General features: G+C 61.6%; 22 protein-coding genes. 12 read left to right on the top strand and 10 right to left on the bottom strand.

The window, feature by feature from the left end; all coding sequences use genetic code 11:
• The first annotated feature begins 9 nt into the window (after nt 1-9).
• The 5 genes from AC1DUP_RS00355 to AC1DUP_RS00335 all read left to right on the top strand — a co-directional run bounded on the left by AC1DUP_RS00355 (nt 10) and on the right by AC1DUP_RS00335 (nt 6,801).
• A complete protein-coding gene (locus AC1DUP_RS00355) occupies nt 10-1,197 on the top strand; it encodes an ABC transporter permease (protein ID WP_115034196.1) in 1,188 nt (395 codons plus the stop codon).
• A gap of 10 nt (nt 1,198-1,207) precedes the next feature.
• Entirely contained in the window at nt 1,208-2,917 is a 1,710-nt protein-coding gene (locus tag AC1DUP_RS00350; protein WP_113311231.1) for an ABC transporter ATP-binding protein, read from the top strand.
• A gap of 10 nt (nt 2,918-2,927) precedes the next feature.
• On the top strand, nt 2,928-3,707 hold the full coding sequence (otnI, locus tag AC1DUP_RS00345) for a 2-oxo-tetronate isomerase (RefSeq protein ID WP_477831801.1): 780 nt from the start codon (nt 2,928-2,930) through the stop codon (nt 3,705-3,707).
• A gap of 7 nt (nt 3,708-3,714) precedes the next feature.
• A complete protein-coding gene (locus tag AC1DUP_RS00340) occupies nt 3,715-4,590 on the top strand; it encodes a 2-hydroxy-3-oxopropionate reductase (protein WP_477831800.1) in 876 nt (291 codons plus the stop codon).
• 108 nt (nt 4,591-4,698) lie between these two features.
• Nucleotides 4,699-6,801 (top strand): beta-galactosidase, encoded by a 2,103-nt coding sequence (locus AC1DUP_RS00335; protein WP_477831799.1) that lies wholly within the window; start codon nt 4,699-4,701, stop codon nt 6,799-6,801.
• On the opposite strand, the gene AC1DUP_RS00330 is transcribed toward AC1DUP_RS00335, so the two are convergent.
• The 6 genes from AC1DUP_RS00330 to AC1DUP_RS00305 are packed head-to-tail and all read right to left on the bottom strand — an operon-like array spanning nt 6,802 to nt 12,426.
• Entirely contained in the window at nt 6,802-7,530 is a 729-nt protein-coding gene (locus tag AC1DUP_RS00330; protein ID WP_477831798.1) for an ABC transporter ATP-binding protein, read from the bottom strand.
• Entirely contained in the window at nt 7,527-8,351 is an 825-nt protein-coding gene (locus AC1DUP_RS00325; RefSeq protein WP_477831797.1) for an ATP-binding cassette domain-containing protein, read from the bottom strand. Before AC1DUP_RS00325 ends, AC1DUP_RS00330 begins: the two co-directional genes overlap by 4 nt.
• Complete coding sequence (locus tag AC1DUP_RS00320) at nt 8,344-9,201, bottom strand: ABC transporter permease (RefSeq protein WP_477831796.1); 858 nt, start codon at nt 9,199-9,201, stop codon at nt 8,344-8,346. Before AC1DUP_RS00320 ends, AC1DUP_RS00325 begins: the two co-directional genes overlap by 8 nt.
• Complete coding sequence (locus AC1DUP_RS00315; protein WP_113311225.1) at nt 9,198-10,280, bottom strand: ABC transporter permease; 1,083 nt, start codon at nt 10,278-10,280, stop codon at nt 9,198-9,200. Before AC1DUP_RS00315 ends, AC1DUP_RS00320 begins: the two co-directional genes overlap by 4 nt.
• Nucleotides 10,281-11,867 carry an ABC transporter substrate-binding protein gene (locus AC1DUP_RS00310; RefSeq protein WP_113311224.1) on the bottom strand — a complete coding sequence of 529 codons (1,587 nt, stop codon included), beginning with the start codon at nt 11,865-11,867 and terminating at the stop codon, nt 10,281-10,283. It abuts the gene before it with no gap.
• 28 nt (nt 11,868-11,895) lie between these two features.
• Nucleotides 11,896-12,426: a carboxymuconolactone decarboxylase family protein gene (locus AC1DUP_RS00305; RefSeq protein ID WP_477831795.1), complete on the bottom strand. Its 531-nt coding sequence runs from the start codon at nt 12,424-12,426 to the stop codon at nt 11,896-11,898.
• A 230-nt stretch (nt 12,427-12,656) separates the two neighbouring features.
• Between AC1DUP_RS00305 and AC1DUP_RS00300 the strand changes: the two genes are divergently transcribed.
• From AC1DUP_RS00300 to AC1DUP_RS00280, 5 genes are read left to right on the top strand one after another with little or no spacing between them, the layout of a single operon-like run.
• Nucleotides 12,657-13,328, top strand: coding sequence for an amino acid ABC transporter permease (locus AC1DUP_RS00300; protein ID WP_113311313.1), 672 nt, complete (start codon nt 12,657-12,659; stop codon nt 13,326-13,328).
• Nucleotides 13,328-13,999 carry an amino acid ABC transporter permease gene (locus AC1DUP_RS00295; RefSeq protein WP_113311222.1) on the top strand — a complete coding sequence of 224 codons (672 nt, stop codon included), beginning with the start codon at nt 13,328-13,330 and terminating at the stop codon, nt 13,997-13,999. Before AC1DUP_RS00300 ends, AC1DUP_RS00295 begins: the two co-directional genes overlap by 1 nt.
• 1 nt (nt 14,000) lies before the next feature.
• Nucleotides 14,001-14,735 (top strand): amino acid ABC transporter ATP-binding protein, encoded by a 735-nt coding sequence (locus AC1DUP_RS00290; protein WP_115034186.1) that lies wholly within the window; start codon nt 14,001-14,003, stop codon nt 14,733-14,735.
• Nucleotides 14,736-14,743: 8 nt separating this feature from the next.
• Nucleotides 14,744-15,661, top strand: a complete 918-nt coding sequence (locus tag AC1DUP_RS00285) for an isoaspartyl peptidase/L-asparaginase (RefSeq protein WP_113299847.1) — start codon at nt 14,744-14,746, stop codon at nt 15,659-15,661.
• 22 nt (nt 15,662-15,683) lie between these two features.
• Nucleotides 15,684-16,475 (top strand): transporter substrate-binding domain-containing protein, encoded by a 792-nt coding sequence (locus AC1DUP_RS00280; protein WP_113299848.1) that lies wholly within the window; start codon nt 15,684-15,686, stop codon nt 16,473-16,475.
• Nucleotides 16,476-16,515: 40 nt separating this feature from the next.
• On the opposite strand, the gene AC1DUP_RS00275 is transcribed toward AC1DUP_RS00280, so the two are convergent.
• Nucleotides 16,516-17,517, bottom strand: a complete 1,002-nt coding sequence (locus AC1DUP_RS00275) for a LacI family DNA-binding transcriptional regulator (protein WP_113299849.1) — start codon at nt 17,515-17,517, stop codon at nt 16,516-16,518.
• A 148-nt stretch (nt 17,518-17,665) separates the two neighbouring features.
• Here AC1DUP_RS00275 and AC1DUP_RS00270 point away from each other — a divergent pair, with 148 nt between their 5' ends.
• Complete coding sequence (locus AC1DUP_RS00270; RefSeq protein ID WP_477831794.1) at nt 17,666-19,024, top strand: Xaa-Pro aminopeptidase; 1,359 nt, start codon at nt 17,666-17,668, stop codon at nt 19,022-19,024.
• A gap of 74 nt (nt 19,025-19,098) precedes the next feature.
• Complete coding sequence (locus AC1DUP_RS00265) at nt 19,099-19,569, top strand: cupin domain-containing protein (RefSeq protein ID WP_025668423.1); 471 nt, start codon at nt 19,099-19,101, stop codon at nt 19,567-19,569.
• 3 nt (nt 19,570-19,572) lie between these two features.
• Here the strand turns inward: AC1DUP_RS00265 and AC1DUP_RS00260 are convergent, their stop codons facing one another.
• The 3 genes from AC1DUP_RS00260 to aldA are packed head-to-tail and all read right to left on the bottom strand — an operon-like array spanning nt 19,573 to nt 23,842.
• A complete protein-coding gene (locus tag AC1DUP_RS00260) occupies nt 19,573-21,186 on the bottom strand; it encodes a GMC family oxidoreductase (RefSeq protein WP_477831793.1) in 1,614 nt (537 codons plus the stop codon).
• 8 nt (nt 21,187-21,194) lie between these two features.
• Entirely contained in the window at nt 21,195-22,412 is a 1,218-nt protein-coding gene (locus AC1DUP_RS00255; protein WP_477831792.1) for a mandelate racemase/muconate lactonizing enzyme family protein, read from the bottom strand.
• Between the two features lie 11 nt (nt 22,413-22,423).
• The gene (aldA, locus tag AC1DUP_RS00250; RefSeq protein WP_477831791.1) at nt 22,424-23,842 is read right to left on the bottom strand and encodes an aldehyde dehydrogenase; all 1,419 of its coding nucleotides are present in this window, start codon (nt 23,840-23,842) and stop codon (nt 22,424-22,426) included.
• Nucleotides 23,843-23,879: the final 37 nt, after the last annotated feature.

Raw genomic sequence — 23,879 nt, 5'->3', positions numbered from 1 at the left:
GAGGCGCCGATGACGCACGAAACATTCGGAACTCACACCGGCCCCTTGCATGTCGTCGCCGACGGCCCTTCGATCAGCCCGCTGAAACAGGGTAAGACGGTCTCGACAGCTGCCATCGGCCCATGGCGGTTGATCGCGGGCAAGCTGATCCGACAGAAGGTGGCAATGGTCGCCGGCGCGATCATCCTCTTCCTCTATCTCGTCGGCCTCTTCGCCGAGTTCCTGGCGCCTTCGCTGCCCGCGATCTCCAAGCCGCAATATACCTACGCCCCGCCGCAGGGTTTCAGCTTCTTCGTGGAGAAACCTGATGGTAGCTCGGAATTCAATTTCCATGTGAAGGGCTACAAGGTGGAGATCGACAAGGTGGCGCTCAGGCGCACTTTCGTGGTCGATGACACCAAGGTCGTACCGATCGGCTTCTTCGTCAAAGGCCCGGCCTACAAGCTCTGGGGCCTGATCCCGATGACCACGCGTTTCATCGGGCCGATCAACCTCAATGATCCTATGTACCTGCTCGGCGCTGACCGCCTCGGCCGCGACGTTCTCACCCGCCTGATCTACGGCACCCGCATTTCCATGTCGATCGGGCTCGTCGGCGTCGCCATGTCGCTTGTGCTCGGGGTCGTGCTCGGCTCCATCTCCGGCTTCTACGGCGGCTGGGTGGATACGCTGATCCAGCGCATCATCGAAGTTGTCAGCGCCATGCCGACCATCCCGCTGTGGCTTGGCCTTGCCGCGGCGATCCCGCTCACATGGTCGCCTGTCAACGTCTATTTCGTCATTACCATCATCGTCTCGCTGCTCGGCTGGACCAGTCTTGCCCGCGAAGTGCGCGGCCGCTTCCTGGCGCTGCGCAGCGAGGATTTCGTTACTGCCGCAAAGCTTGACGGCTCAAGCGAGGCGCGGCTGATCTTCCGCCATATCCTGCCGTCGCTGACGAGCCATATCCTCGCGGTCGTCACGCTCGCCGTACCGACGATGATCGTGGCCGAAACCTCGCTCTCCTTTCTCGGTATCGGCCTGAAACCGCCTGTTGTCAGCTGGGGCGTGCTGCTGCAAGACGCCCAGAACATCCGCACGGTCGCAACCGCGCCCTGGCTGCTGATCTGGCCGTCTCTGGCGGTGGTCGTTGCCGTCCTATCCTTCAACTTCTTCGGCGACGGCCTGCGCGATGCAGCCGATCCCTATGACAATTGAGGAGGAAGCCATGACCGATCTTCCCGATGACGTCGTCCTCTCGGTTGAAAACCTCTCGATCGATTTCCGGCTGCGCACGCATATCCTGCATGCCGTCGAGGATGTCAGTTTCCAGCTGAAGCGTGGGCAGACGCTCTGCCTCGTCGGCGAAAGCGGCTCAGGCAAGAGCGTGACTGCCCGCTCGCTGCTGCAGATCGTCGACAAGCCAGGCACGATCGTCGGCGGCCGCATCCTGCTGCGCAATGGCAGCGAGATCACCGATATCGCCACCCTTCAGCCCGGCAGCCGCGCCATGCGGGAAATCCGCGGCCGGCACATCGGCCTCATCTTCCAGGAGCCGATGAGCTCGCTCTCCCCGGTCCACACGATCGGTTCGCAGATCATTGAAGCGATCCGCCTGCACAGCAATCTCGACAAGAAGGCGGCGCGTGCCCGCATGGTCGATTTGCTGGGCCAGGTGGAAATTCCCAATCCCGACAAGATGGCCGACCGCTACACATTCGAATTCTCCGGCGGCATGCGCCAGCGCGCCATGATTGCCATGGCCCTTGCCGGCAATCCCGATATCCTGATCGCCGACGAGCCGACGACCGCTCTCGACGTGACGACACAGGCCGAAATCCTCGACCTCATCAAGCGCCTGCAGGTCGAGCGCGGCATGGCGATGTTGCTCATCACCCATGACATGGGCGTGGTGGCCGAAGTGGCGGACGAAGTTGCCGTCATGCGCTTCGGCCATATCGTCGAGCGCGGCCCGGTCGATGCCATCTACCACGCCGCCACTCATCCCTATACACGCCAGTTGCTGGCCTCGACAGTGAAGCTGACGCATCATGTCGAAGGCAGGCAGCCGGCAATCGCCCTGTCTTCGGAAGCGCCGAAACCGATCTTGTCGGTCCGCAATCTCGGAAAAACCTTTGGCTGGCACGGCAATACCAATACGCTGCGCGCGGTCGATGACGCCAATTTCGATCTCTATCCCGGGGAGAACCTCGGCATCGTCGGCGAAAGCGGTTCCGGTAAGACGACACTCGGCCGCCTGATCCTGCGCACCGTCGAGCCGACGACCGGCACTGTCCTCTACCGTGGCAAGGATGGCAGAGAGACCGATGTCACCAAGCTCGGCAAGAAGGAACTGCGCAACTTCCACCGCGAAGTCCGCCTCGTCTTCCAGGATCCTTTCGCCTCGCTCAACCCGCGGATGACCGTCAAGGAAGTGATCGCCGATCCACTCATCGTCAACGGCCTTGCCAAAGGCAAAGCGCTGGAAGATCGCGTTGCCGAACTGATGCGCCTCGTCGGCCTCGATCCGATGGGCATGGAGCGTTATCCGCACGCCTTTTCCGGCGGCCAGCGCCAGCGCATCGGCATCGCCCGCTCACTCGCGCTCGATCCGCGCATCATCATCGCCGATGAAGCGACCTCGGCGCTCGACGTCTCCATTCGCAGCCAGATCCTCGACCTGCTGCTCGACATCCGCCAGCGGCTGAACCTGAGCTTCATCTTCATCTCCCATGATATTTCCGTGGTACGCTATTTCTGCGACCGCGTGGCCGTCATGCATCGCGGCAAGATCGTCGAACTCGGCGAGGCCGAGCAGATCTGCACCGCACCGCAGGAAGCCTATACGAAGAGCCTCATTTCAGCCGTTCCCAATCCCGATCCCCGCGACAAGCGCATGCTGCACCGGCATCGTTTCGTCGCCCCCGCCAATGCCTGAGGATGTTCCAGTGCCGAAATTCTCCGCCAATCTTTCCTTTCTCTATCAGAACCTCGCCTTCCTCGATCGTTTCGCCGCCGCCGCCAAGGACGGTTTCGACGCGCTCGAATACCTCGGTCCCTATGCCGAACCGAAGGAAAAGGTCGCCGAGACCTTGAAGGCAAGCGGCCTGAAGCAGGCGCTCTTCAACGTGCCTTCCGGCGACTGGGCCGGCGGCGAACGTGGCATTGCCTGCCTGCCGGATCGTATCGAGGAGTTCCGCAACGGCATCTCGCTCGCCCTCGACTATGCCAAGGCGCTCGCCTGCCCGCAGGTCAACGTCATCTCAGGCCTGGTGCCCAGAGACGCTAATCTCGAAACGCTGGAAAAGGTGCTGGTCGAGAACCTGAAATATGCCGCTCAGCGCACTGCCGATGCCGGCGTGAAGCTCCTGATCGAGCCGATCAACCTGCGCGATATTCCCGGCTTCTTCCTGTCGACGACCAATCACGCGGAGCGCATCCTCGAAAAGGTCGGCTCCGACAATCTCTACATCCAGTATGATTTCTACCACATGCAGATCATGCAGGGCGATCTGATCCCGACCTTCACACGGCTGAAGGACAGGATTGCCCACGTGCAGATCGCCGACAATCCCGGCCGCAACGAACCCGGCACGGGCGAGATCAACTACAGCTTCATCCTCTCCGAACTCGACCGCCTCGGCTACGACGGCTGGGTCGGCTGCGAATACAAGCCGAAAGCCGGCACCAGTGAGGGCCTTGGCTGGATGAAACCCTATCGGAAGTGAGCGTGACATGAATATCGGTTTTATCGGACTGGGCGTCATGGGCCGCCCGATGGCGGAACACCTGATCGATGCCGGCCATACGCTGCATCTGAGCCGTGTGAAGGAAGCCTCCCAGCATCTCGTCACCAAGGGCGGCAAGGCCGCTCATAGCGCCAAGGCCGTCGCGGAAGCCTCCGATATCATCATCCTGATGCTGCCGGATACGCCCGATGTCGAAGCCGTTCTCTTCGGAGAAAACGGTGTGGCCTCGGGCCTTTCCTCGGGCAAGCTGGTCATCGACATGAGCTCGATTTCCCCCGTCGCCACCAAGGGGTTCGCCAAACGCATCGAAGCGCTTGACTGCGATTATGTCGATGCACCGGTTTCCGGTGGTGAGGTCGGCGCCAAGGCGGCCTCGCTGACGATCATGGTCGGCGGCAAGGAAGCAGCTTTCGAGCGCGCCCGGCCGCTCTTCGAAAAGATGGGCAAGAACATCACACTCGTCGGCAGCGTCGGTGACGGTCAGACGGCCAAGGTCGCCAACCAGATCATCGTCGGTCTCACTATCGAGGCGGTCTCCGAAGCCCTGCTCTTTGCCAAACGTGCCGGCGCCGATCCTGCCAAGGTGCGCGCCGCCCTGATGGGTGGCTTTGCCGCCTCGCGCATTCTCGAAGTGCATGGCGAACGCATGGTCAAGGAAACTTTCGAACCGGGCTTCCGCATCCGCCTGCACCGCAAGGACATGACGCTCGCGGTTGACGCCGCCCGCGCGCTCGATCTATCGCTGCCGAACACGGCGGCCACCCAGCAGCTCATGAATGCCGCTGTTGCCAATGGCGATGGTGAACGCGACCATTCCGCCCTTATCCGCACGCTCGAGCTCCTCGCCGGAGGGCCGCGCTAGATCAAGACCACCTAGAACACCCGGACGACATCTTCGATTGCCTCCTGCCGGAGTCTTGTCTCCGGACGGCGAAGCCATGTCCGGACATCGATAGAAAAGGACAAGACAATGCTTAGAAACGATATCCAATTCCCTTTCGGCGCCGTCTATTTCCGCAAATCCAATCCGCCGCGCGACGATTGGGAACGCGACTATACGACCGCCGGCGAAGATGGCCTGAACATCTTCCGCCACTGGTTCATGTGGAGCGCGATCGAAGTGGCCCCCGGCGTCTACGACTGGGAAGAATATGACCGCCAGCTCGATCTTGCCGCCAAGAACGGTATCAAGACGATCATTGCCGAACTCATTCATGCTGTGCCCGACTGGGCGGTGCGCAAATATGCAGATGCCCTGCAGGTCAACGCCGATGGCACCAAGCTCGGCTCCTACATGGGAGTCTCAGCCGCAACCGGCGGCTTTTCCAACAATGGCGGCGGCGCCGGTGCGCTGACGCTGAACTGCCCGGAAGTGAAGGAAGCCGCCGGCAAGTTCCTGACTGCACTCGCCACCCGCTACAAGGACCATCCGGCGATCTACGGCTATGACGTCTGGAACGAGGTCAACTATTCCGCCGATGTCGATTACAGCAGCTATGCCAAGGCCGCCTTCCGCAAATGGCTGGAGAAGAAATACGGCAGCCTGAAAGTGCTCGCCAAGGCATGGCATCGCTACAGCTATGCCGAATGGGCCGATATCGAGCCGCCGGTCCACATGGCGCCCTACCCTGAATGCATCGACTGGCTGCAGTTCAAGCGCGACAATTTCTATGGCCAGATGCAGTGGCGCATCGACACGATCCGCGCCGTCGATCAGAAAAACGTCATTGCCGCGCACGGCATATCAGGCGCGATCCCCAACATGGCCGCCAATGGCTGCGATGACTGGCTTGCCGCCTCCAAGGTAGAAATCTACGGCTTCACATGGATCCAGGCCCGTAAGGGCACCGAGCCCTGGAAGACCTGGTACGGTGTCGACATCAATCGCGCCGCTGCCCGCGGCAAGCCCTTCTGGCACGCCGAGCGTCAGGGCGGCCCGCTCTGGCTGCAGCCGCAGGTGATCGGCCGCGACAAGGAAGACGGTCGCGTCGCCGAGCCCGAGGATATCCGCATCTGGAGCATGACCTCCTTTGCCGGCGGCGCCCGCGGCGTCCTCAATCTGCGCTGGCGCCCGCTGCTCGACGGCCCCCTCTTCGGCGCCTTCGGCGCCTATGGCATGGACGGCAGCCGCACGCCGCGCTCCGACCTGCAGAGCGCCATGGCGAAATGGGCGAACGACCCGGCGCAGAAGACACTCTGGGACGCAAAGCCGGTGCGAGGCGAAGTCGGCATTCTCGTCGTCCCCGAAACGCAGGAATGGGATTACCTGCTGAATTACGACCGCAAGGAAAAGCCCTATCCCGAGGCCATGTGGGGCGCCTATCGCGCCTTCCTCGGTCAGGGCCTGCAGCCGGACTGGGTGCATATCGATGATATCGACGCCTATGACTTTCTCTATTTCCCCTACCCGATCATGTTTACTGCCGAACAGGCGGCGCGCCTGAAAACCTGGGTGGAAAAGGGCGGCACACTGATATCAGAAGCCTGCCCTGGTTATTTCGGCGACCGCGGCCATGTCGGCCAGGTACAGCCGAATATGGGGCTCGATGAAGTGTTCGGTGCGCGTGAGGAGGAAGTGGAATTCATGCCCGATATCGGCGACCGCATCCACTTCAAGTTCGACGACCTGGCCGTCGATGGCGGCGGTCTGCTGCAGTCCTATCGCCTGACCGGCGGCACCGGCCGTGGCACGTTCGATGGCGGACGGCTTGCCATCGTCGAAAACCGCTTCGGAAAGGGCCGCACCCTGCTGATCGGCACCAATCCCTCGGTCGCCTTCTATCGCACCGATGGCAAGGCCAATGCTGCCTTCTTCGCCGAACTGGTGAAATGGAGCGGCAGGACGCGCCATGCGACGCTTTCCAATGATGCGGTCTTCGCCCGTATCCACAAGGGCGAAAAGGGCAGCTTCCTCTGGCTGGTCAATCCGACACGCAAGGCCCAGACGACCACGGTCAGCCTCGCGGACGGAAAACTGTCAGGCAACAAGCCCGCCTGGCCGGTAAACCACGCCTATGATGCTGGCCGCCTCGAAGTGCCGGCTCGCGATGTCCTGATCCTGCCGCTGGCCTGATCAGCGAGCGACAAGCTGCTCGACCCAGCCGCCTTGCGAAAGCGCGGCGCGGTCGAGTTCGCTTTCGATGCGACCGGCCTGCATCAGCACGGCCCGGTCGCACATATGCGCGACGACGCCGGGATCGTGGCTGACGAGCACGAAGGTCATCCCATGCGAAGCCTTCAAGTCGTTCAGCAGGTTCAGGATTTCGGCCTGCACCGAGACATCGAGCGCCGAGGTGGGCTCATCGAGCAACAGCAGCTTCGGCTTCAAAAGCAGCGCGCGGGCAATCGCCACGCGCTGTCGCTGCCCGCCGGAAAGTTGGTGCGGATAGCGCCCGGCGGCAGCGGCCGGCAGGCCGACCTGATCCAGCGCGATGCGCACCTCATCCTCGACATTGCGGTTGCCGCGCAGCGCCATCGGCTCGCCGAGAATGCGGGAAATGCGATGGCGCGGATGCAGCGAGGAATATGGATCCTGAAACACCATCTGGATATTGGAGCGCAGTGCGCCGGTAATCTTATGCCCCGGTTGCAGCGCCTCGTCGAAGACCGTGATGGAGCCCCGCCAATTGGTGTTCAGCCCGGCAACAGCACGCAGCGCCGTCGTCTTGCCGCAGCCGGAGGGGCCGATCAGCCCGAACGTCTCGCCCGGGGCAACCTCGAAGCTGACGCCACGCACGGCGGTAAAACCCTTGCCGCCGCTCTGAAAAGTCACGGAAAGATCGGAAACGGAGAGCGCGCTCATGTCTGGTCTCCATAAACCGGCAGCCGCGTCCCATAAGTCGCAGCCGAAGGCCGCGCCGCCCAGAGCGCCCGCGTATAATCCGATTTGGCATTGGCAAGATCGGCAGACGCCATCTGCTCCTCAATCATGCCGTGCCTCATGACCATGACGCGATCGGCATAACGCGAAACCTGCTGCAGATCATGGCTGATGAGCAGCAACCCCATGCCGAGCTCTTCGGTCAGCAACCGCAGCAGCGTCAGGATCTGGTCCTGCAGGCCACGGTCGAGCGCCGAAGTCGGCTCGTCGGCGATCAGCAGTTTCGGCCGGTTGATCAGCATGGCCGCGATCATTACCCGCTGCCCCATGCCTCCCGAGAGAGAAGCGGGATAGCTGGAATAGATCCGCTTCGGATCGGGAAGACCGACCTTGTCCAGCATATCGAGCGCCCGCTCGCGCCGTTCGCCAGCCGAGAGTTTCGTGTGCAGAAGCAGCGCCTCTTCGACCTGCCGGCCAACCTTATGGGCCGGATTCAGCGAATATTTCGGATCCTGCAGGATCAGCCCGAGACCACTACCGCGCAATCTGTTCCACCCGGATGCGGACAGCGTGGTCAGCTCCTGCCTGTCGAAGGCGAGACGCTTGGCTCTCACCTCCGCCCGGCGCGGCAACAACCCCATGATCGCCCGACCCGTCATCGACTTGCCGGAGCCGGATTCACCAACCAGCGCCACGACCTCGCGCCCGACCGAGAAGGAAATGCCATCGACGACACGCACCGGCCCTGCCTCTGATGGGAAGGCAATCGACAGATCCTCGACGGAAAGCAGCGGCTCAGTCATGGCGCGGATCCAGGATATCGCGCAGGCCATCGGCCAGCAGATTGAGGGCGAAGGACGTGATCAGGATGGCAAAGCCCGGCACAGCCGCCACCCACCATTGATCGAAAATCACCTGCGTGCCCTCCGACACCATCGAGCCCCATTCCGCCGTCGGCGGACGCACGCCGAGGCCGAGGAAACCGAGGCCAGCGGCAGCAAGGATGATGCCCGAGAGATCAAGCGCCAGACGGATGATCGCCGAAGGCAGTACCAGCGGCAGGATATGCCCCCAGAGCAACCGCACGCCCCGAATGCCGACCATCTCGGCCGCCGCCAGATAATCGCTGCGTCGCAACGCCGCCGTCTCGACACGGGCCTGGCGCGCATAAGCGGGCCAGCTCGTCAGCGCCAGTGCCAGCGCGCCATTGATCAGTCCCGGCCCCATGATGGCGACGAAGGCGAAGGCGAGCAGAAGCCGCGGAAAGGACATGACGATATCGGTGAAGCGCATCAACACCCGCTCGGTGATGCCGCCGAAGAAGCCCGAGAGGATGCCGACGAGAATGCCGAGCGGCGCCATCAGCAGCACGACGACGAGCACCAGCAGCAACGTCGGCCGCGCGCCATAGATGATGCGTGACAGGATATCCCGGCCGAAACCATCGGTGCCAAACCAGTGCGCAGCATCAGGCGGCATCAGGCGATTGGCCGTTTCCTGCAGGTTCGGATCATAGGGCGCAATCAGCGGCGCCAGTAGCGCCAGTGCCAGAATGAAAAGCACGACCACACTGCCCACCGCAGCCGAAGGTGAGCGCAGCACGCGACGCAGGAAGGATGGACCGCCGAGCGGCGCCTGGACGATCGCACTCATCGCTTCCTCCCCGATTCCAGCCGTGCCACGCCAAGATCGGTCAGCGCGTTGAGAAGCACGAAGGAGGCACCGACGACCAGCGTCGCGCCAAGGATTGCCGGCATGTCGCCGGCAAACATCGCCGTGGTCAGATACCGGCCGATACCCGGCCAGGCAAAGACGGTCTCGGTTAGTACGGCGCCTTCCAGCAGGCTTGCATAGGAAAGGGCAATCACTGTCAGCAGCGTCCCGGAAATATTCGGCAGGATATGGACGAAGACGATACGGCGAAGGCTCGCGCCCTTGGCGCGCGCCGTCGTCACATATTCCTGCCCGAGTTCGGTGAGGATCGCGGCGCGCGTCAGCCGCGAAATCGCGGCGAGAGCATGGAGGGCCAGCACGATCGCCGGCAACGCCAGATGCGCCAGCGCGTCGCGAAAGGCACCCGCCTTGCCCGATATCCAGGTATCGACAAGCGCAAAGCCGGTGACCGATTTGACCGTATATTGAAAGACGACATCCGCCCTGCCCGGCCCCGGCGCCCAGTGCAGCCGCGCGTAGAACAGCAGCAACATCAACAGGCCAAGCCAGAAGATCGGCACGGAATAGCCAAAGAGAGACACGAAACGGGCAAGCCCGTCCACCCATGTCCCCTGCCGCATGGCGGCGGTGACACCGAGCGCAAGACCGATGACCGCGCCGAGAATGATCGCCGCCGTCGCAAGCTCTATCGTTGCCGGGAATGTGCGGGCGATATCGTTTGCGACGGGTTGACCGGTCGAAATCGACTGACCGAAATTCCCCGAGAGCGCCGTCTCGACATAACGGAAAAACTGCACCGGCAGCGGCTGATCGAGCCCAAGTTCGAGGCGCGCCTGTTCATAGGTCGACTGGCTGGCATGATCGCCGACGAGCTGCAGCGCCGGATCGATCGGCGATAACCGCGTCATCGCGAAGGTCACCAGCGCCAACCCGAAGAGCGTCAGCGCGAAGGACCACAGCCACTTCGAAAGCGGCCAAACGAACGACAACTCCCGCCAGCTGTTGCGCTGGCGGGAGTTGGTCATGTCGGCATTGTCAGTCGTTGCCGTTTGCGGCACTTATTTTGCTACCTTGTCGTAATAGACCTGGTCTGCGTTCAGACCCTGCGCATAGTTCTTCACCTTGTCGCTTAGCACGACCTGGTCATTGCCTTGAAGCATGAAAACGAAGGGCGAGCTTGCCTGGATCTTCTTCTGCAGATCCTGGTAAAGCGCAGCGCGCTTGGCGGCATCCTGTTCCTTCACCGCGGCAAGCGTTTCGTCGGTCAGTTCCGGGATCACCCAGCCAGCCTGCTTGGCAACGGTATTGGCCGAGTTGTCCTTGTTGATCGCGAAGGCGCTGGCGTTGGAATGGGCGTCGAAATAATCCGGGATCCAGTAGCGCAGCGTCATCTCGAATTTGCCGGCGCGGCCGCGGGCATAGATGTCGCTGGCAACACCCGGCTGAATGTCGAGCGTGATGCCAGCCTGAGCGAAGGTCGACTGCAGCGACTGGGCGATCGACAGGAACGGCTGGTCGTTGAAGACGATGAATTCGATCTTGAACGGCGTCTTGATACCAGCGTCCGCAAGGATCTTCTTTGCCTTCTCGACATCGAGCTTGAAAGGCGTGTCGCTGAGCGCACCAGGGAAGCCGTTCGGCAGGAAGGCCTGGTGAACGCTGCTCTGGCCACGCAGCAGGTTCTTGGTGATGCCGTCATAATCGACGAGGTAACGTGCCGCTTCCCATAAGGCGGGGTTGCCGAGCGTCGGGTTCGCCTTGCTGTTCAGCAGGATATAGTCCTGGCGGGCGGAAGGAACGGAGAGCACCTTGACGCCGCTCTTGTCCTTCAGCGCTTCGATCTGGTCGGCGGACAGGCCACGGGCGATATCGGCATCGCCCTGCTCGACGAGCAGGCGGCGGGCGCCGACGTCAGGCACATTGCGGATGATGACGCTTTCGAGCGTCGGCTTGTCGGAAGAATTGGCATTGGCCTGCAGCACCAGCGCCTCATGCGGCGTGTAGGTAGCGATCGTGTAAGCGCCGCTGCCGGCCGAATTGGTCTTTAGCCAACCATTGCCGAAATCGTTGTCCTTGGCCTGCGGCGAAACCGTTTGCTCGTCGACGATGGAGGCAATCGGCGCCGTCAGGATCGAGAGCGCGAAGCCAGAGCCAACATCGGCCGTCCAGGTGAGCTTGATATGCTTGTCGTCAACCTTGGTGATCGCAGCATCGACATTGTCGGCCTTCCAGCCGAGTTCGTTGAGGATGAAGGCCGGCGACTTGTTGAGCTTCACGGCGCGCGTCAACGAGAAGATCACGTCTTCGGGGCGAACCGGATTGCCGGACGCGAACTTGGCATCAGAAAGCGCGAACGTCAGGCTCTTGCCATCGCTGCCGGCTTCCCAGCTAGCGGCAAGTGCAGCCTCGATCTTCGTGCCGTCATCGCGGTTGGACTGCACGAGGCGCTGATAGATATTGTTGAAGGACTGGACGGTCGTCAGCTCGAAGCCTTCGGCCGGGTCGAAGCTGACGGCATCGTCGATCGACTGGGCAACGACGAGCACGTTCGGCGGCGTTTCGGCGTGAACGACCGGCGCGCTGAATGCCAGCGCCAGGCTGAAGACAGTGCCGAGCAGCTTGGCGCGGCTGGTGATGATGGACATGGAAAACTCCCCTCGGGTGATGAAAAAGTCAGTTGGCGCCTTCGGCGAAAGCCTTAAGCTCGGGATCGAAATCGACCTCGACAACATTGATGTAGACGGCAGTGGCAATCATGATACCGGCAAAGGCGACGAGATCGACGAGCACCTTGGTGTCGTAGCGCGCCTTCAATTCGGCCCAGATATCGGCAGGAATGGCCTTGGAATCGGCGACAACAGCCGTGCCAAAACGTTTAAGCAGCGATTCCGTTTCGCTGAGTTCGAGAGCATCCGGGTTGAACCCGGTCTTGATCAGCGCTCGGCGAAAGAAGGTGATGGCGATATCGGACTTCAGCGCCTTGGAGATCGAATGCGAGAAGATCCATATCTCGCGATCGCTGATGGCGGGATTGAGCTCGGCCCGGAGCGTGAACCACTCGGCATAGATACGGTGGGCTTCCGGCGAATGCAGCAAGGTCCGCTTCATGTTGGTCATGTTGCCCCGAACGCGCACTTCCTCGTCATGCGCTGCGCGAATCTCTTCGGAAGCGGTGTCGTAATCGATGTAGGGAAGCTGGCTCATGCGAATTGCTCTTTCTTTGTGCGATAAAGGCTAGCGGGATGGCGAGATATTGTGCAGTCCATATTCATCCAGCTTTCCCGCCTTTTGACGAAAAATATTCCGCAGAACGTTACCGGGAAAAACGAACTTTTCGTCACAGATATATCAGCATTCCTTATTGGGCGTTCTTGACATCAGCGCGCACAAACGACACGATGAAACCGGTTTCAATCGTACATAAGGGAGTGATCGTGCGGTTCGACCTTTCGATCCTCTTGCCCCATCTGGGCTTTCTCGGTCAAGGCGCGCTGCTGACAGCAGAAGCTTGTGCTCTGGCATTGATCGGCAGCGTCATCATGGGCGCTTTCGTCGCCATCGCGCGCACGTCTTCATCCACCCTTCTGCGCCGGATTTCCTTCGTCTACGTGGATATCTTCCGCAACGTGCCTTTCATCGTGCAGCTGTTCTTCTTTTATTACGGCCTGCCGGAGATCGGCATCTATATCGATGCCTTCACCACGGGTGTCGTTGCGCTGTCGATTGCCGGCGGCGCCTATGCCTCCGACGTTATCCGCGCCGGCATTCTGGCGATCGATCCCGGCATCATCGAAGCCGCAGAAGTAAGCGGCCTGTCCCGCCGGGTGACCTTCACCAAGATCGTACTGCCGATCGCGCTTAGAACCTCCGTTCGCCCGCTCGGCTCGGTGCTGATCAACATGGTCCTGACCTCCTCGATCCTCTCGACCATCACGCTTAACGAGCTCACCGGCTCGGCCCAGATCGTCGTCTCGCAGACTTACCGGCCCTTCGAAGTCTATGTCGTGCTGCTGGTCGTCTATGCCGTGCTGACCTATCTCGTTTCGCTCGGCATCGCCCTCCTCCACCGCCGCCTGAACCGCGACATGATGGAGGCCGTAGCCTGATGCGTTTCTCCGATTTCACACCATTCGACATCTGGCTGCTGCTACAGGGCCTCGGCGTCAGCCTCGGCCTGTTCTTCTCGACTTCGCTGATCGGCCTGCTGATCGGCACGCTCTGGGCCGTTTGCCGCTTCTATCGCGTGCCGGTGCTGACATCAGTCATCACCTTCTTCGCCGAACTCCTGAAGAACTCGCCCGTGCTGGTGCAGCTCTTCCTTGTCTTCTTCGGCCTGCCCGGCCTCTTCCATATCCGCATCACACCGACAACGGCCGCGATGATCACGCTGTCTGCCAATTCGGCGGCCTTCGTCTATGTCATCGCGGTCTCGGCAATCGAATCCATCGGCCGCGACCAGATCGAGGCCGCCCGCGTCTTCGGCCTCACCCGCTGGCAGGTGCTGCGCCATGTCGTGGCGCCGCAGGCCATGGCCTTCGCCATCGGCCCGCTGACGGCCCTGCTCGTCAACCAGCTGCAGGTCACCTCGCTGATCTCGGTCATCGGCGTCGTCGATCTCACCAAGATCGGCAACATCCTCAACCTGCGCACCCTAAAACCCTTCATCGTCTGGACGGTGGTCGGCCTGCTTTATTACGCCTGCGCCAAGCTGCTCGCATGGCTCGGCGCCCGCTTCGAAAACCGCCTCAGGGCGCATGCCGCCTGGAGAGGGCTCTGATATGCTCAAAGTAGAAAACGTCAAAAAGGCCTTCGGTCCGGTCACCGTCCTCGACGGCGTCAACCTCACCATCAAGCCCGGCGAGGTCGTCTCGATTCTCGGCTCATCCGGTTCCGGCAAATCGACGCTGATCCGCTGCATCAACGGCCTGGAAAAATTGAACGGCGGCAGCATTACCGTCGACAATTTCGACGTCAGCAAGCCGAAGGATCTGGCGGAAGCGCGCAAACGGTCGGGCACCGTCTTCCAGCTTTTCAATCTCTATCCGCACATGACTGTGCTCGGAAACATCACGCTGGCGCCGATCGAAGTGCTGAAGAAGCCACGTGCGGAAGCCGAAGCCACCGCCCGCGCCCTCTTGAAGTCCGTCGGTCTCGGTGACCGTGCCGATGCCTACCCCGCTCAGCTTTCAGGCGGTCAGCGCCAGCGCGTGGGCATCTGCCGTGCGCTCGCCATGCAGCCGCGCTATCTGTTGCTCGATGAGGTGACCAGCGCGCTCGACCCGGAAATGACGGCGGAAGTGCTCGATATCCTCGCCAAGCTCGCGAGCGAAGGCACGACCATGCTTTTCGTCACCCACGAGATCGAATTCGCGCGGCAGATTTCCAATCGCATCGTCTTCCTCGACAAGGGAAAGCTGCTCGTCGACCTGCCGACCGCCGATTTCTTCGCTACCGAAGGCGGCATGTCACATCAGCGTATCGCCCAGTTCCTGTCCAAAATGCGCAAAGATTAGAGGTATTCATGCTGCTCTTGGCCAATAAAGAAGCCTGGCCCGGTTTCCCGACGACGGTGCAGATGTTGCGCGAGGGTGCCATCAGCCTCGATGCCATGGTTGCCGGCATCAGCAAGGTGGAAAGCGAAGTCAAGGTGCGCAGCGTCGGTTACGGCGGCTGGCCCAATATGCTCGGCAATATGGAACTCGACGGCGCCGTCATGGACGGCAACACCCGCGATGTCGGCACTGTCGGCGCCGTGCCAAACACGCTACCGGTCGCCCGCCTCGCCCATGAGGTGATGAAGCGCCTGCCGCACGTCATGCTCACCGGCGACGGTGCCCGTCGCTTTGCCAGTGAAATCGGTTTCTCCGAAGACGACGTGCTGTTCGAAGACAGCAAGCGCGTCTGGTGGGAACGGCTGGAAAAGGAGCTTTCGCCGGAGGAACTGGCGAAATTCCCCAATATTCCGCTGGCCCCGCTGAGCCGCACCATCACCGATCCCGAGCGCGTGCGCGACACCACCGTCTTCCTGTCGGCTGATCCGGCGCGCGGCATCCACGCTGCGACGTCCACCTCGGGTTGGGCCTGGAAATATCCCGGCCGCCTCGGCGACAGTCCCATTCCCGGCGCCGGCTTCTATGCCGATAGCCGTTATGGCGCAGCCGCCTGCACCCATACCGGCGAGATGACCATGCGTTGCTCGACTGCGCGCACGGTCGTCCTGGCGCTCAAATTCGGCTATTCGCTTTCCGACGCGGTTAAGCTCGCCGTCGAGGAGCTCAAGGAATTATCCTCCGGTTTCCTGGCCGGCGTGGTCATCCATGCCGTCGATGCCAAGGGCAACCATGAGGTCGTGAATTTCAGATGCGAGGGCGAGATCCGCTACTGGCTCTGGGAGGACTCGATGCCCGAACCGGAGCTTCGGGCAGCGAAACAGGCATAATCAAGAAGAGGGAAATGGAACCATGAAACGCATTCTCACAGCCATTGCCGCGCTGGCCATCGTTGCCGGCTCTGCGCTTCCGTCCTTTGCCGGCATGATCGACGATATCCGCTCGCGCGGCGTCGTGCACATCGGCGTATCGCTCGGCGGCGAGCCGATCGGCTTCCGCGACGCGCAGAATAACCCTGTTGGTTATGACGTCGACGTCGCCAATCGCCTGGCCGAAAAGCTTGGCGTACCGGTCGAATTTACCGACGTCTCCGGCGACGCCCGCATCTCCATGCTCGTTTCCGGCCAGATCGACGTGGCGATCGCCAATACTTCGGCCACGCTCGAGCGCGCCAAGGTCGTTAACTTCTCGATCCCCTATAATCGCGCCGGCCTGCGTGTCATCGTCCAGAAAGACTCCGGTATCAAGGAATTGAAGGATCTCGCTGGCAAGAAGGTCGTCGTCGGCCGCGGCACAACGGGCGAAACCTTCCTGAAGACGGCCGTGCCGGATGCGCAGCTCGTCTATGTCGACCAGTTCGCACCTGACGGCGTTCTGCAGCTTCAGCAGAAGCGCGTCGATGCGGCGATCGAAGACTCTTCGCTGCTCGACTACCTCGCTACCAAGAACCCGACGCTGGTCACCCTTGCTGGCCTCTATTCCAACGACCCGATCGGCATCGCCGTTGCCAAGGGCGATCCGGAATTCGTCCGCTGGCTCGACATGTTCGTCTCCGACTACATCCAGTCGGGTGCGTATGAAGCCAACTACAAGAAGTGGTGGGGCGCCGAAGCCAACCCGCCGGCTCTGAACCCGCAGTGGTAAGCTGATCCTGACAGGCCGCCTCCGGGCGGCCTGTTTGCCATCAGGCAGTCAGGCGCGGAAAGAAGGTCGTCGGCACGATGACCGGCGGCTGGTTGGGCCGAAAAGTGCCGGGGTTGGCGATGAAATCCACCATCTGCTCCACGTAGACGCCCTTGTCGTAGCCGATCGAGGAAATCGGATAGGCATCGAAATCGGTGAGCGACAGGTTGTCGAAGCCGTACAGACGAAAGCGCGTCGGCCGGTTGGCGGGAAAGTCGACGCGGCAGACATCGAGAATACCCATGGCCATCGCATCCGACGTGCAGAAGATCGCATCGGGGCAATCGGCCCCGGTCAAGACCGCAGCCGCAGCATGCCCGCTCTCATAGGAGTAGTCGCCTTGCACCGTCCGCCCCAGCTCTATGCCGTTTTCAGCGAAAGCCTGCCTGTAGAAGCCGATGCGTGCCTGCTCCACCGGCGAGGACGAACGACCGGTCACGAGCCCCGCCCGCTTCACACCCTTCGTTGCGGCATCGGCGACGGCTTCAGCAATTCCACTGCCTTCATCGGGAATGACGACTGGCGAAAGGTCGTCATGCAGGCCGTTCAACATGATAACCAGATCGGAACGAAACATGCGCCGCACGGTGGCAGCATCCGCAAAATCCGAAAACACGAGCGCCGCATCGACGTGATAGGCAACGCCATTGCGCAGAAATTCCTCGACGCGGGCCACCGAACCGATGCGGATCATGATGACCTGCTTGCCGATCGATTGGATCTGGTCCAGCAGCCGGTCGAAAAGATCGAGGTCCGAGAGATCGTGGATGTGGTTGACGACAACGGCGACGAGGTTGACCGTTTTGGTCGTCAGGCTCTGCGCCAGAAGGTTCGGCTTGTAGCCAAGCTGTGCAGCCGCCTCGACCACTCTTTCACGCTTATCGGCCGAAACCGGTCGCGGCTCGGTGGAGAGCGCCCGGCTGGCGACCGCACGCGACACTCCGGCCAGCTTTGCAACATCGGCAATCGTCGGGGCGGCATCGCGGCCAATGTTTTGTGTCATGTTCGAGCGCTTTCCAACCTGTCATGGCGTGATAGCGCAGGGAAGCGCATCTTCGCTATCGGAAACTTGCGATCATCCACTTTCGTGGCATTGAAACCGATGCCACGATCCCTTTTCGCCTCAATGCCAGCCTGAATGGAGGAACTGTATGGCAATCACCCTATCACCCATAGCCCTGCCCGATTTTGGACCTGTGGCCGCCGAACAACCGCAGATTCCGGCGGCAACCTATGCCGCCCGCGCGGATGCCGCGCTGAAAGCTGCCGGTACCGACTGGCTCGTCGTCTATGCCGACCGCGAGCACTTCGGCAACATCATGTTCCTCTCCGGTTTCGAACCTCGCTTCGAAGAGGCCCTGCTATTGCTCGGCCCGAAGGGAAAGCGGGTGATTATCACGGGCAATGAATCCGAGAGCTATACGGTGCTTGCCCGCCTGCCGGGCATCGACGTGCTGCGAGCGCAGACCTTCAGCCTCATGGGCCAGGACCGCAGCCAAAACCCGCGCCTCTCCGACCGTCTGCGCGACGCCGGCATCGGCAAGGGCGACAGCATCGGCCTCATAGGCTGGAAGTATCTTTCGGCGGAGGAGGATGAGGATCATGCAAACTGCTTCTTCGTGCCCGACTTCATCGTCTCTGCGCTACGCCGCTTGGCCGGCAAGATCACCGATGCGACTGCCGTTCTCATGCATCCCGAGACCGGCTTGCGTGCCGTCGTCGATGTCGACCAGCTCGCCGCCTTCGAATGGGCTTCGGCCCGCTGCTCACGTGCTCTCTGGCGTGTCGTCTCAGGTGTTCGCGAAGGCGACAGCGAGTTCGAGGCACTCGGCAGACTGGGCTACCAAGGCGATCCGCTGAACCTGCACACCATGTTCGCGTCTGTCAGTTCTGGCGAGGCCATCGTCGGCCTGCGCAGCCCGACGGCACGGCGTCTGAAGAAGGGTGATGGCGTAACGACTGCCCTCGGTTACTGGGGCGCCCTCTCCTCCCGCGCCGGCCTGCTGACCGACCATGACGACGCCTTCCTGAAACCTGCCAAGGCCTATTTCGAAGCGCTGATCACCTGGTACGAGACGGCCGATATCGGCACGACTGGCAGCGATCTCTTCACATCCGTCACCGAAAAGCTGAAATCCGCCGGCCTGAACTCAGCGCTCAACCCCGGCCATCTCGGCAGCCACGAGGAATGGCTGCATTCGCCGGTCCGACCGGGCTCCACCGAACGCCTGCGCTCAGGCATGCCCTTCCAGGTCGACGTCATCCCCGTGCCCATGCCGGCCGGCTGGGCGCTCAACTGCGAGGATGCGGTCGCCTTTGCCGATGCAGAGCTTCGTGAGGCAATCCGCACGAAATACCCGGAGATGTATGCCCGCATCACCGCTCGTCGTACCTTCATGGCGGATAAGCTCGGCGTTTCCTTGAATGAGAACATACTGCCGCTGTCCGACACGCCGCTCTACCTGCCACCCTTCTGGCTGAAAGCGAACCATGTGCTGGTCCGCGCATAGCGCGCAAAGGATCGACGGCCCTTGGCTGTCGGTCCGACCTTACCTAAATTTAGCTTGAAAGCAGGAGGAGCGGCATGAGCGACGATCACAAGCATATCGACTGGCGCGAACATGGCGTGAAGGTCATTCCCGGCAACGCACTCGATCCGAATACGGCGCAGACGCCGGGCATGAACCGCGCAACCGCCATCAACAATGCGCGCGCCGGGGCGGAGAAGATCTGGGCTGGTACGGTGACGATCCATGCCAATGCCAAGACCGGCGCCCATCATCACGGCGATCTCGAAAGCATCATCTATGTGGTGAAAGGCAAGGCACGCATGCGCTGGGGCGAAAACCTCGAATTCACCGCAGAAGCCGGCCCCGGCGATTTCATCTACGTGCCGCCTTTCGTTCCCCATCAGGAAATCAATGCCAACCGTGACGAGACGCTGGAATGCGTGGTCGTGCGATCAGGCCAGGAACCTGTGGTCGTCAACCTCGACATCGAACCGGTCGAAAAGCCCGAAGACGTCCCCTGGATCGACCCCATCCACCGCCACTAGCTCTCAAGCAGCGGCGAGGATCATCGCCGCGCCCTTTTCCGCCACCATCATCGTCGGCGCGTTGATATTGCCGGCTGTGATGTTCGGGAAAACCGAGGCATCGACGATTCGCAGCCCGGTGATGCCGTGCACCCTCAGGGAGGCGTCGACCACGGATGTCGTAGCATCCGGCCCCATCGAAGCCGATCCGCAGAGGTGGTAGATCGAACCGGAATTGCCACGGAAATAACTAAGCAATTCCTCATCCGTCTGGGCTTCCACCGAAGGCGGCATTTCGGCTTTGGTGATCGATTGCAGAGCCGGCGCTTCCATGATCCGGCGCACCAGCCGGCTGCCCTGAATGACCTCTTCCTCGTCATGCACAGTGCCGAGATAGTTCGGCTTGATCTGCGGCGCTTCCGTTATCTCGGGCGAGACGATGCCAACCGTGCCGCGGCTCGTCGGCCGGCAGGAATTGAAGGCGAGCAGAAAACCGGAATAGGGCTCCGGCTTCAAACCTGCCTTCGGATCCGTCGGAATGCGATAGGAAAGCGGATTGAAATAAAGCTGGATATTCGCTCGCTCTTCATCCCGGCTGCCGCGCAGGAAGGCGCCGGCCTGATTGACGCTGAGCGCCAGCGGCCCGCGCCGTGTCAGGATATAACGCAGTGCCTGCCGCGCCTGGCCGAACAGCGTTCCAAGCTCGTCGTTCAGCGTCGGCACGGTGGAGCGATAGTAGAAACTGGCACAGAGATGATCCTGAAGGTTCTTGCCGACGGCCGGTAGATGCCGCACCAGCGGGATGCCTAGGGATTGCAGATGCGCGCCGTCACCGATGCCCGAGAGCTGCAGAAGCTTCGGCGTATCGACCGCGCCCGCCGAGAGGATGACTTCCTGTCGCGCCGAATAGCTGGTGATGCCACCGGGACCGATTACCTCCACGCCGGTCGCACGGGCTTCCGTATCGACGATCACCCGGCGCACCCGGCTGTTGCGCAGGATGGCGAGATTGGGTCGCCCAAGCGCCGGCCTCAGATAGGCAAGAGACGAGGAGGAACGCACGCCGTTCCGCGTATTGATGTCATAGATGCCGGCGCCTTCGATATTCTCGCCGTTGAAATCCGCATTCAGCGGCAGCTGTAGTTCGGCACAGGCTTCCAGGAAACGGTCGGTAATAGCATGCGACTGGCCGCGCATCGGCGTCACATGGATCGGCCCGCCGCCGCCATGATATTTGCTCTCGCCACCCGCATGCGTCTCCAGCTTGCGGAAGAACGGCAGCACATCCTCATAACCCCAGCCGAGATTGCCGGCAGCCTTCCAGTCGTCGAAATCGTCGGCAGCACCGCGCACGAAGATCATTGCGTTGATGGAGCCGGAACCGCCCTGCACCTTGCCGCGCGGTGCATAGATCCGTCGGCCGTTGAGCGCAGCTTCCGGCTCGCTCCAGTACATCCAGTTGACCTTCGGATCGTAGTAGGAGCGCGCATAACCGACCGGGACACGGAACCACGGTGAGCTGTCATTGCCGCCGGCCTCGATCAGCAGCACATTGTGCCTGCCGCTCTCGCTGAGGCGCGCGGCCAGAATGCAGCCGGCCGAGCCGGCGCCGACGATGATGTAATCGTATGTCGTCATCTTCGTTCTCAGCCGCGGGCCGGTGCGAAAGCCTTCACGTCGGCGGGCTTGTCATCCATTTGCAGATGCAGTCGCTGCCCTTCGTAAGGCGAGTGTTTCGCGACGACATCGAGATCGAGCTCCACGCCCAGCCCCGGTTCGTCTGACGGGATCAGGTAACCATCCTCGAAGCGCAGCGGCGTCTTCAGGATCTCGGCGTAGAAGCCCGAGAAATCGACAATCGCCTCATGGATCAGGAAATTCGGCGAGGAAGCGGCAAGCTGGATGCTGGCGGCAGCGCCAACAGGACCATTGTAGAGATGCGGCGCAATCTGCGCGTAATGCGCTTCGGCCATGCCGGCAATCTTCTTGGATTCCAGAATGCCGCCGGCGCGCGCCACGTTCATCTGCAGGATAGAGGCCGCACCCGTTTCCAGCACGCGCTGGAACTCGTATTTCGTTGTCAGCCGCTCACCGGTCGAAATGGGGATCGAGGTCCTGCGGGCGACTTCCGCCATCGCCTCTTCCTGGCCGGGAGGCACCGGCTCCTCGAACCAGAGTGGATCATATTTCTCCAGCCGCTGCGCCAGCCGGATCGCCGAAGACGGCACCATCTGGCCATGTGTGCCAAAGAGCAGATCGGCACTGCTTCCGACAGCCTCGCGAATCTTGGCGCAGAATTCCTCGCAGCGATCCATCACTCCGAGCGACACCTGATGGCCGGAATAGGCCGTATAGGGGCCGGCCGGGTCGAACTTGACGGCGGTAAAGCCCATCTCGACCATCTTCACCGCGCATTCGGCGGCGAGGTCCGGATCGTTATAGTCATATTCGCCGGCAGCGTTTTTCGGGTAGAGATAGGTATAGGCGCGCAGCTTCTCATGCACGCGCCCGCCGATCAGCTTGTGCACCGGCTTGCCGGCCGCCTTGCCGATAATATCCCAGCAGGCAATCTCCAGGCCGGAAACGATGCCCATCATCGTCGGGTCAGGCCGCTGGGTGAAGCCGCTCGAATAGGCAAGCCGCCAGAAGCGCTCGATATCATGCGGATCGTGGCCGAGCAGATAGCGCTGGAAGACATCCTCGATCAGCGGCACGAGCGCCTTCGGATGGAAGGCAGTCGAGTAGATTTCCCCGACGCCTTCGATACCGTCGGCCGTCGCCAGCCGCACGAAGATCCAGTACATGCCGCCGATATGCGGCGGCGGGACGGCGACGACGTGGGTGGAAAGCGATGCGATCTGCATGGCCGTAATCCCTAATGCTTGAGTATGACGAGGCGCGTCTGGGTAAATTCGAGCATGCCGTGCTTGCCGTCATCGCCGCCAAGGCCGGAGCGCTTCCAGCCGGCGTGATAGCCCTGATAGGGATCGGCCGGGAAACGGTTGACGTAGAATTCACCGGCCTCGATTGCATCGGAAAAGCGCATGATCGTGCGGTGGTTGTTGGTGAAAAGCACCGAGCTCAGACCGAACTGATGATCATTGGCGAGCGCCAGCGCCTCCTCGGTCGTGTCGTACGCGACGACGGGTAGAACCGGCCCGAATATTTCCTCGGCAATGATCTCCATGTCTTGACGGCAATTGGAAAGCAGCGTCGGCGGATAGAAGAAGCCGGGACCATCAGGCAAGGTACCGCCGGCCTCGATGCGCGCGCCCTGCTCCACTGCCTTGAGGACGGCCTTGTGCACATTCGTCTGTGCTGATTTCGTGGCGAGCGGCCCGACGCGAGATGCTTCGACCGAGCGGTCGCCAAAGACACGTGAAGCAAAGCCGGCCTTCAGCTTGGCAAGCAGCGCGTCATGAACGGAGCGATGCACATAGACGCGCTCCGGCGCGGTGCAGAGCTGACCGCAATGATTGGTCTTGGCAGCAACGAGCTGTGCGGCAACGGCATCGAGATCGGCGTCCGGCTCGATGATGACGGGCGTCTTGCCACCGAGTTCCAGCGACGGCTTGGCGATATTTGCCTTACAGTAGTCGAGTACGACGCGACCAGCCTGCAGGCTGCCCGTCAGCGTGATCATCCCGACCTTCGGATGAGTGCAGAGCATTGCCGCAACCTCATGCGACATGGTGAGGATGTTGATGAGCCCGGCTGGCAGTCCCGCTTCGGCCGCGGCTTCTGCAATCTCGAAAGCAGAGGTCGGTGTCGAGTTGCTCGGGCGGACGACGACGGCATTGCCGGCAATCAGCGCCGGCGCAATCTTTCGCACCAGCGTATAGATCGGGAAATTGAAGGGGATCAGGCAGGCGACGATACCGATTGCCTCGCGCTTCAGAAGCAGCGTCTCATTGGCATTGTCGCTCGGAATGATCTCGCCCTCGATGCGCCGCGCCCACTCCGCGTGGTAACGCATCAGCTCGGCGCCATAGATCGCCTCGCCCGTCGCATCGGCAAGGCTCTTGCCGGATTCCAGCGCCAGGGCAGCGCCGATCTTTTCCGCCCGCTGCTCGATGAGGGCAGCAAACTTGCGCAATGCGTCGCCACGGGCAATGGCCGGCAGCGCCCGCCATTCCTTTTGCGCCTTCGCTGCCGCCTCAACAGCCTCTATGGCTTCTTCGGCAGTCGCCGAAGGCACCTTGGCAAAAGCGGCTTCCGTTGCCGGATTGAGCACCGGCACCAGAGTGGAGGAAGACCGGAATTCTCCGGCGATGAAATTGCGATATTCCGTCATGACGGTATCCTCAGGACAATAGCTAACCACGCGCATG

The sequence above is a fragment of the Rhizobium sp. 01L419 genome (assembly GCF_056400025.1).
Note: the sequence above shows the minus strand (reverse complement) of the source record. Positions and strands in the feature narration are given on the sequence as shown.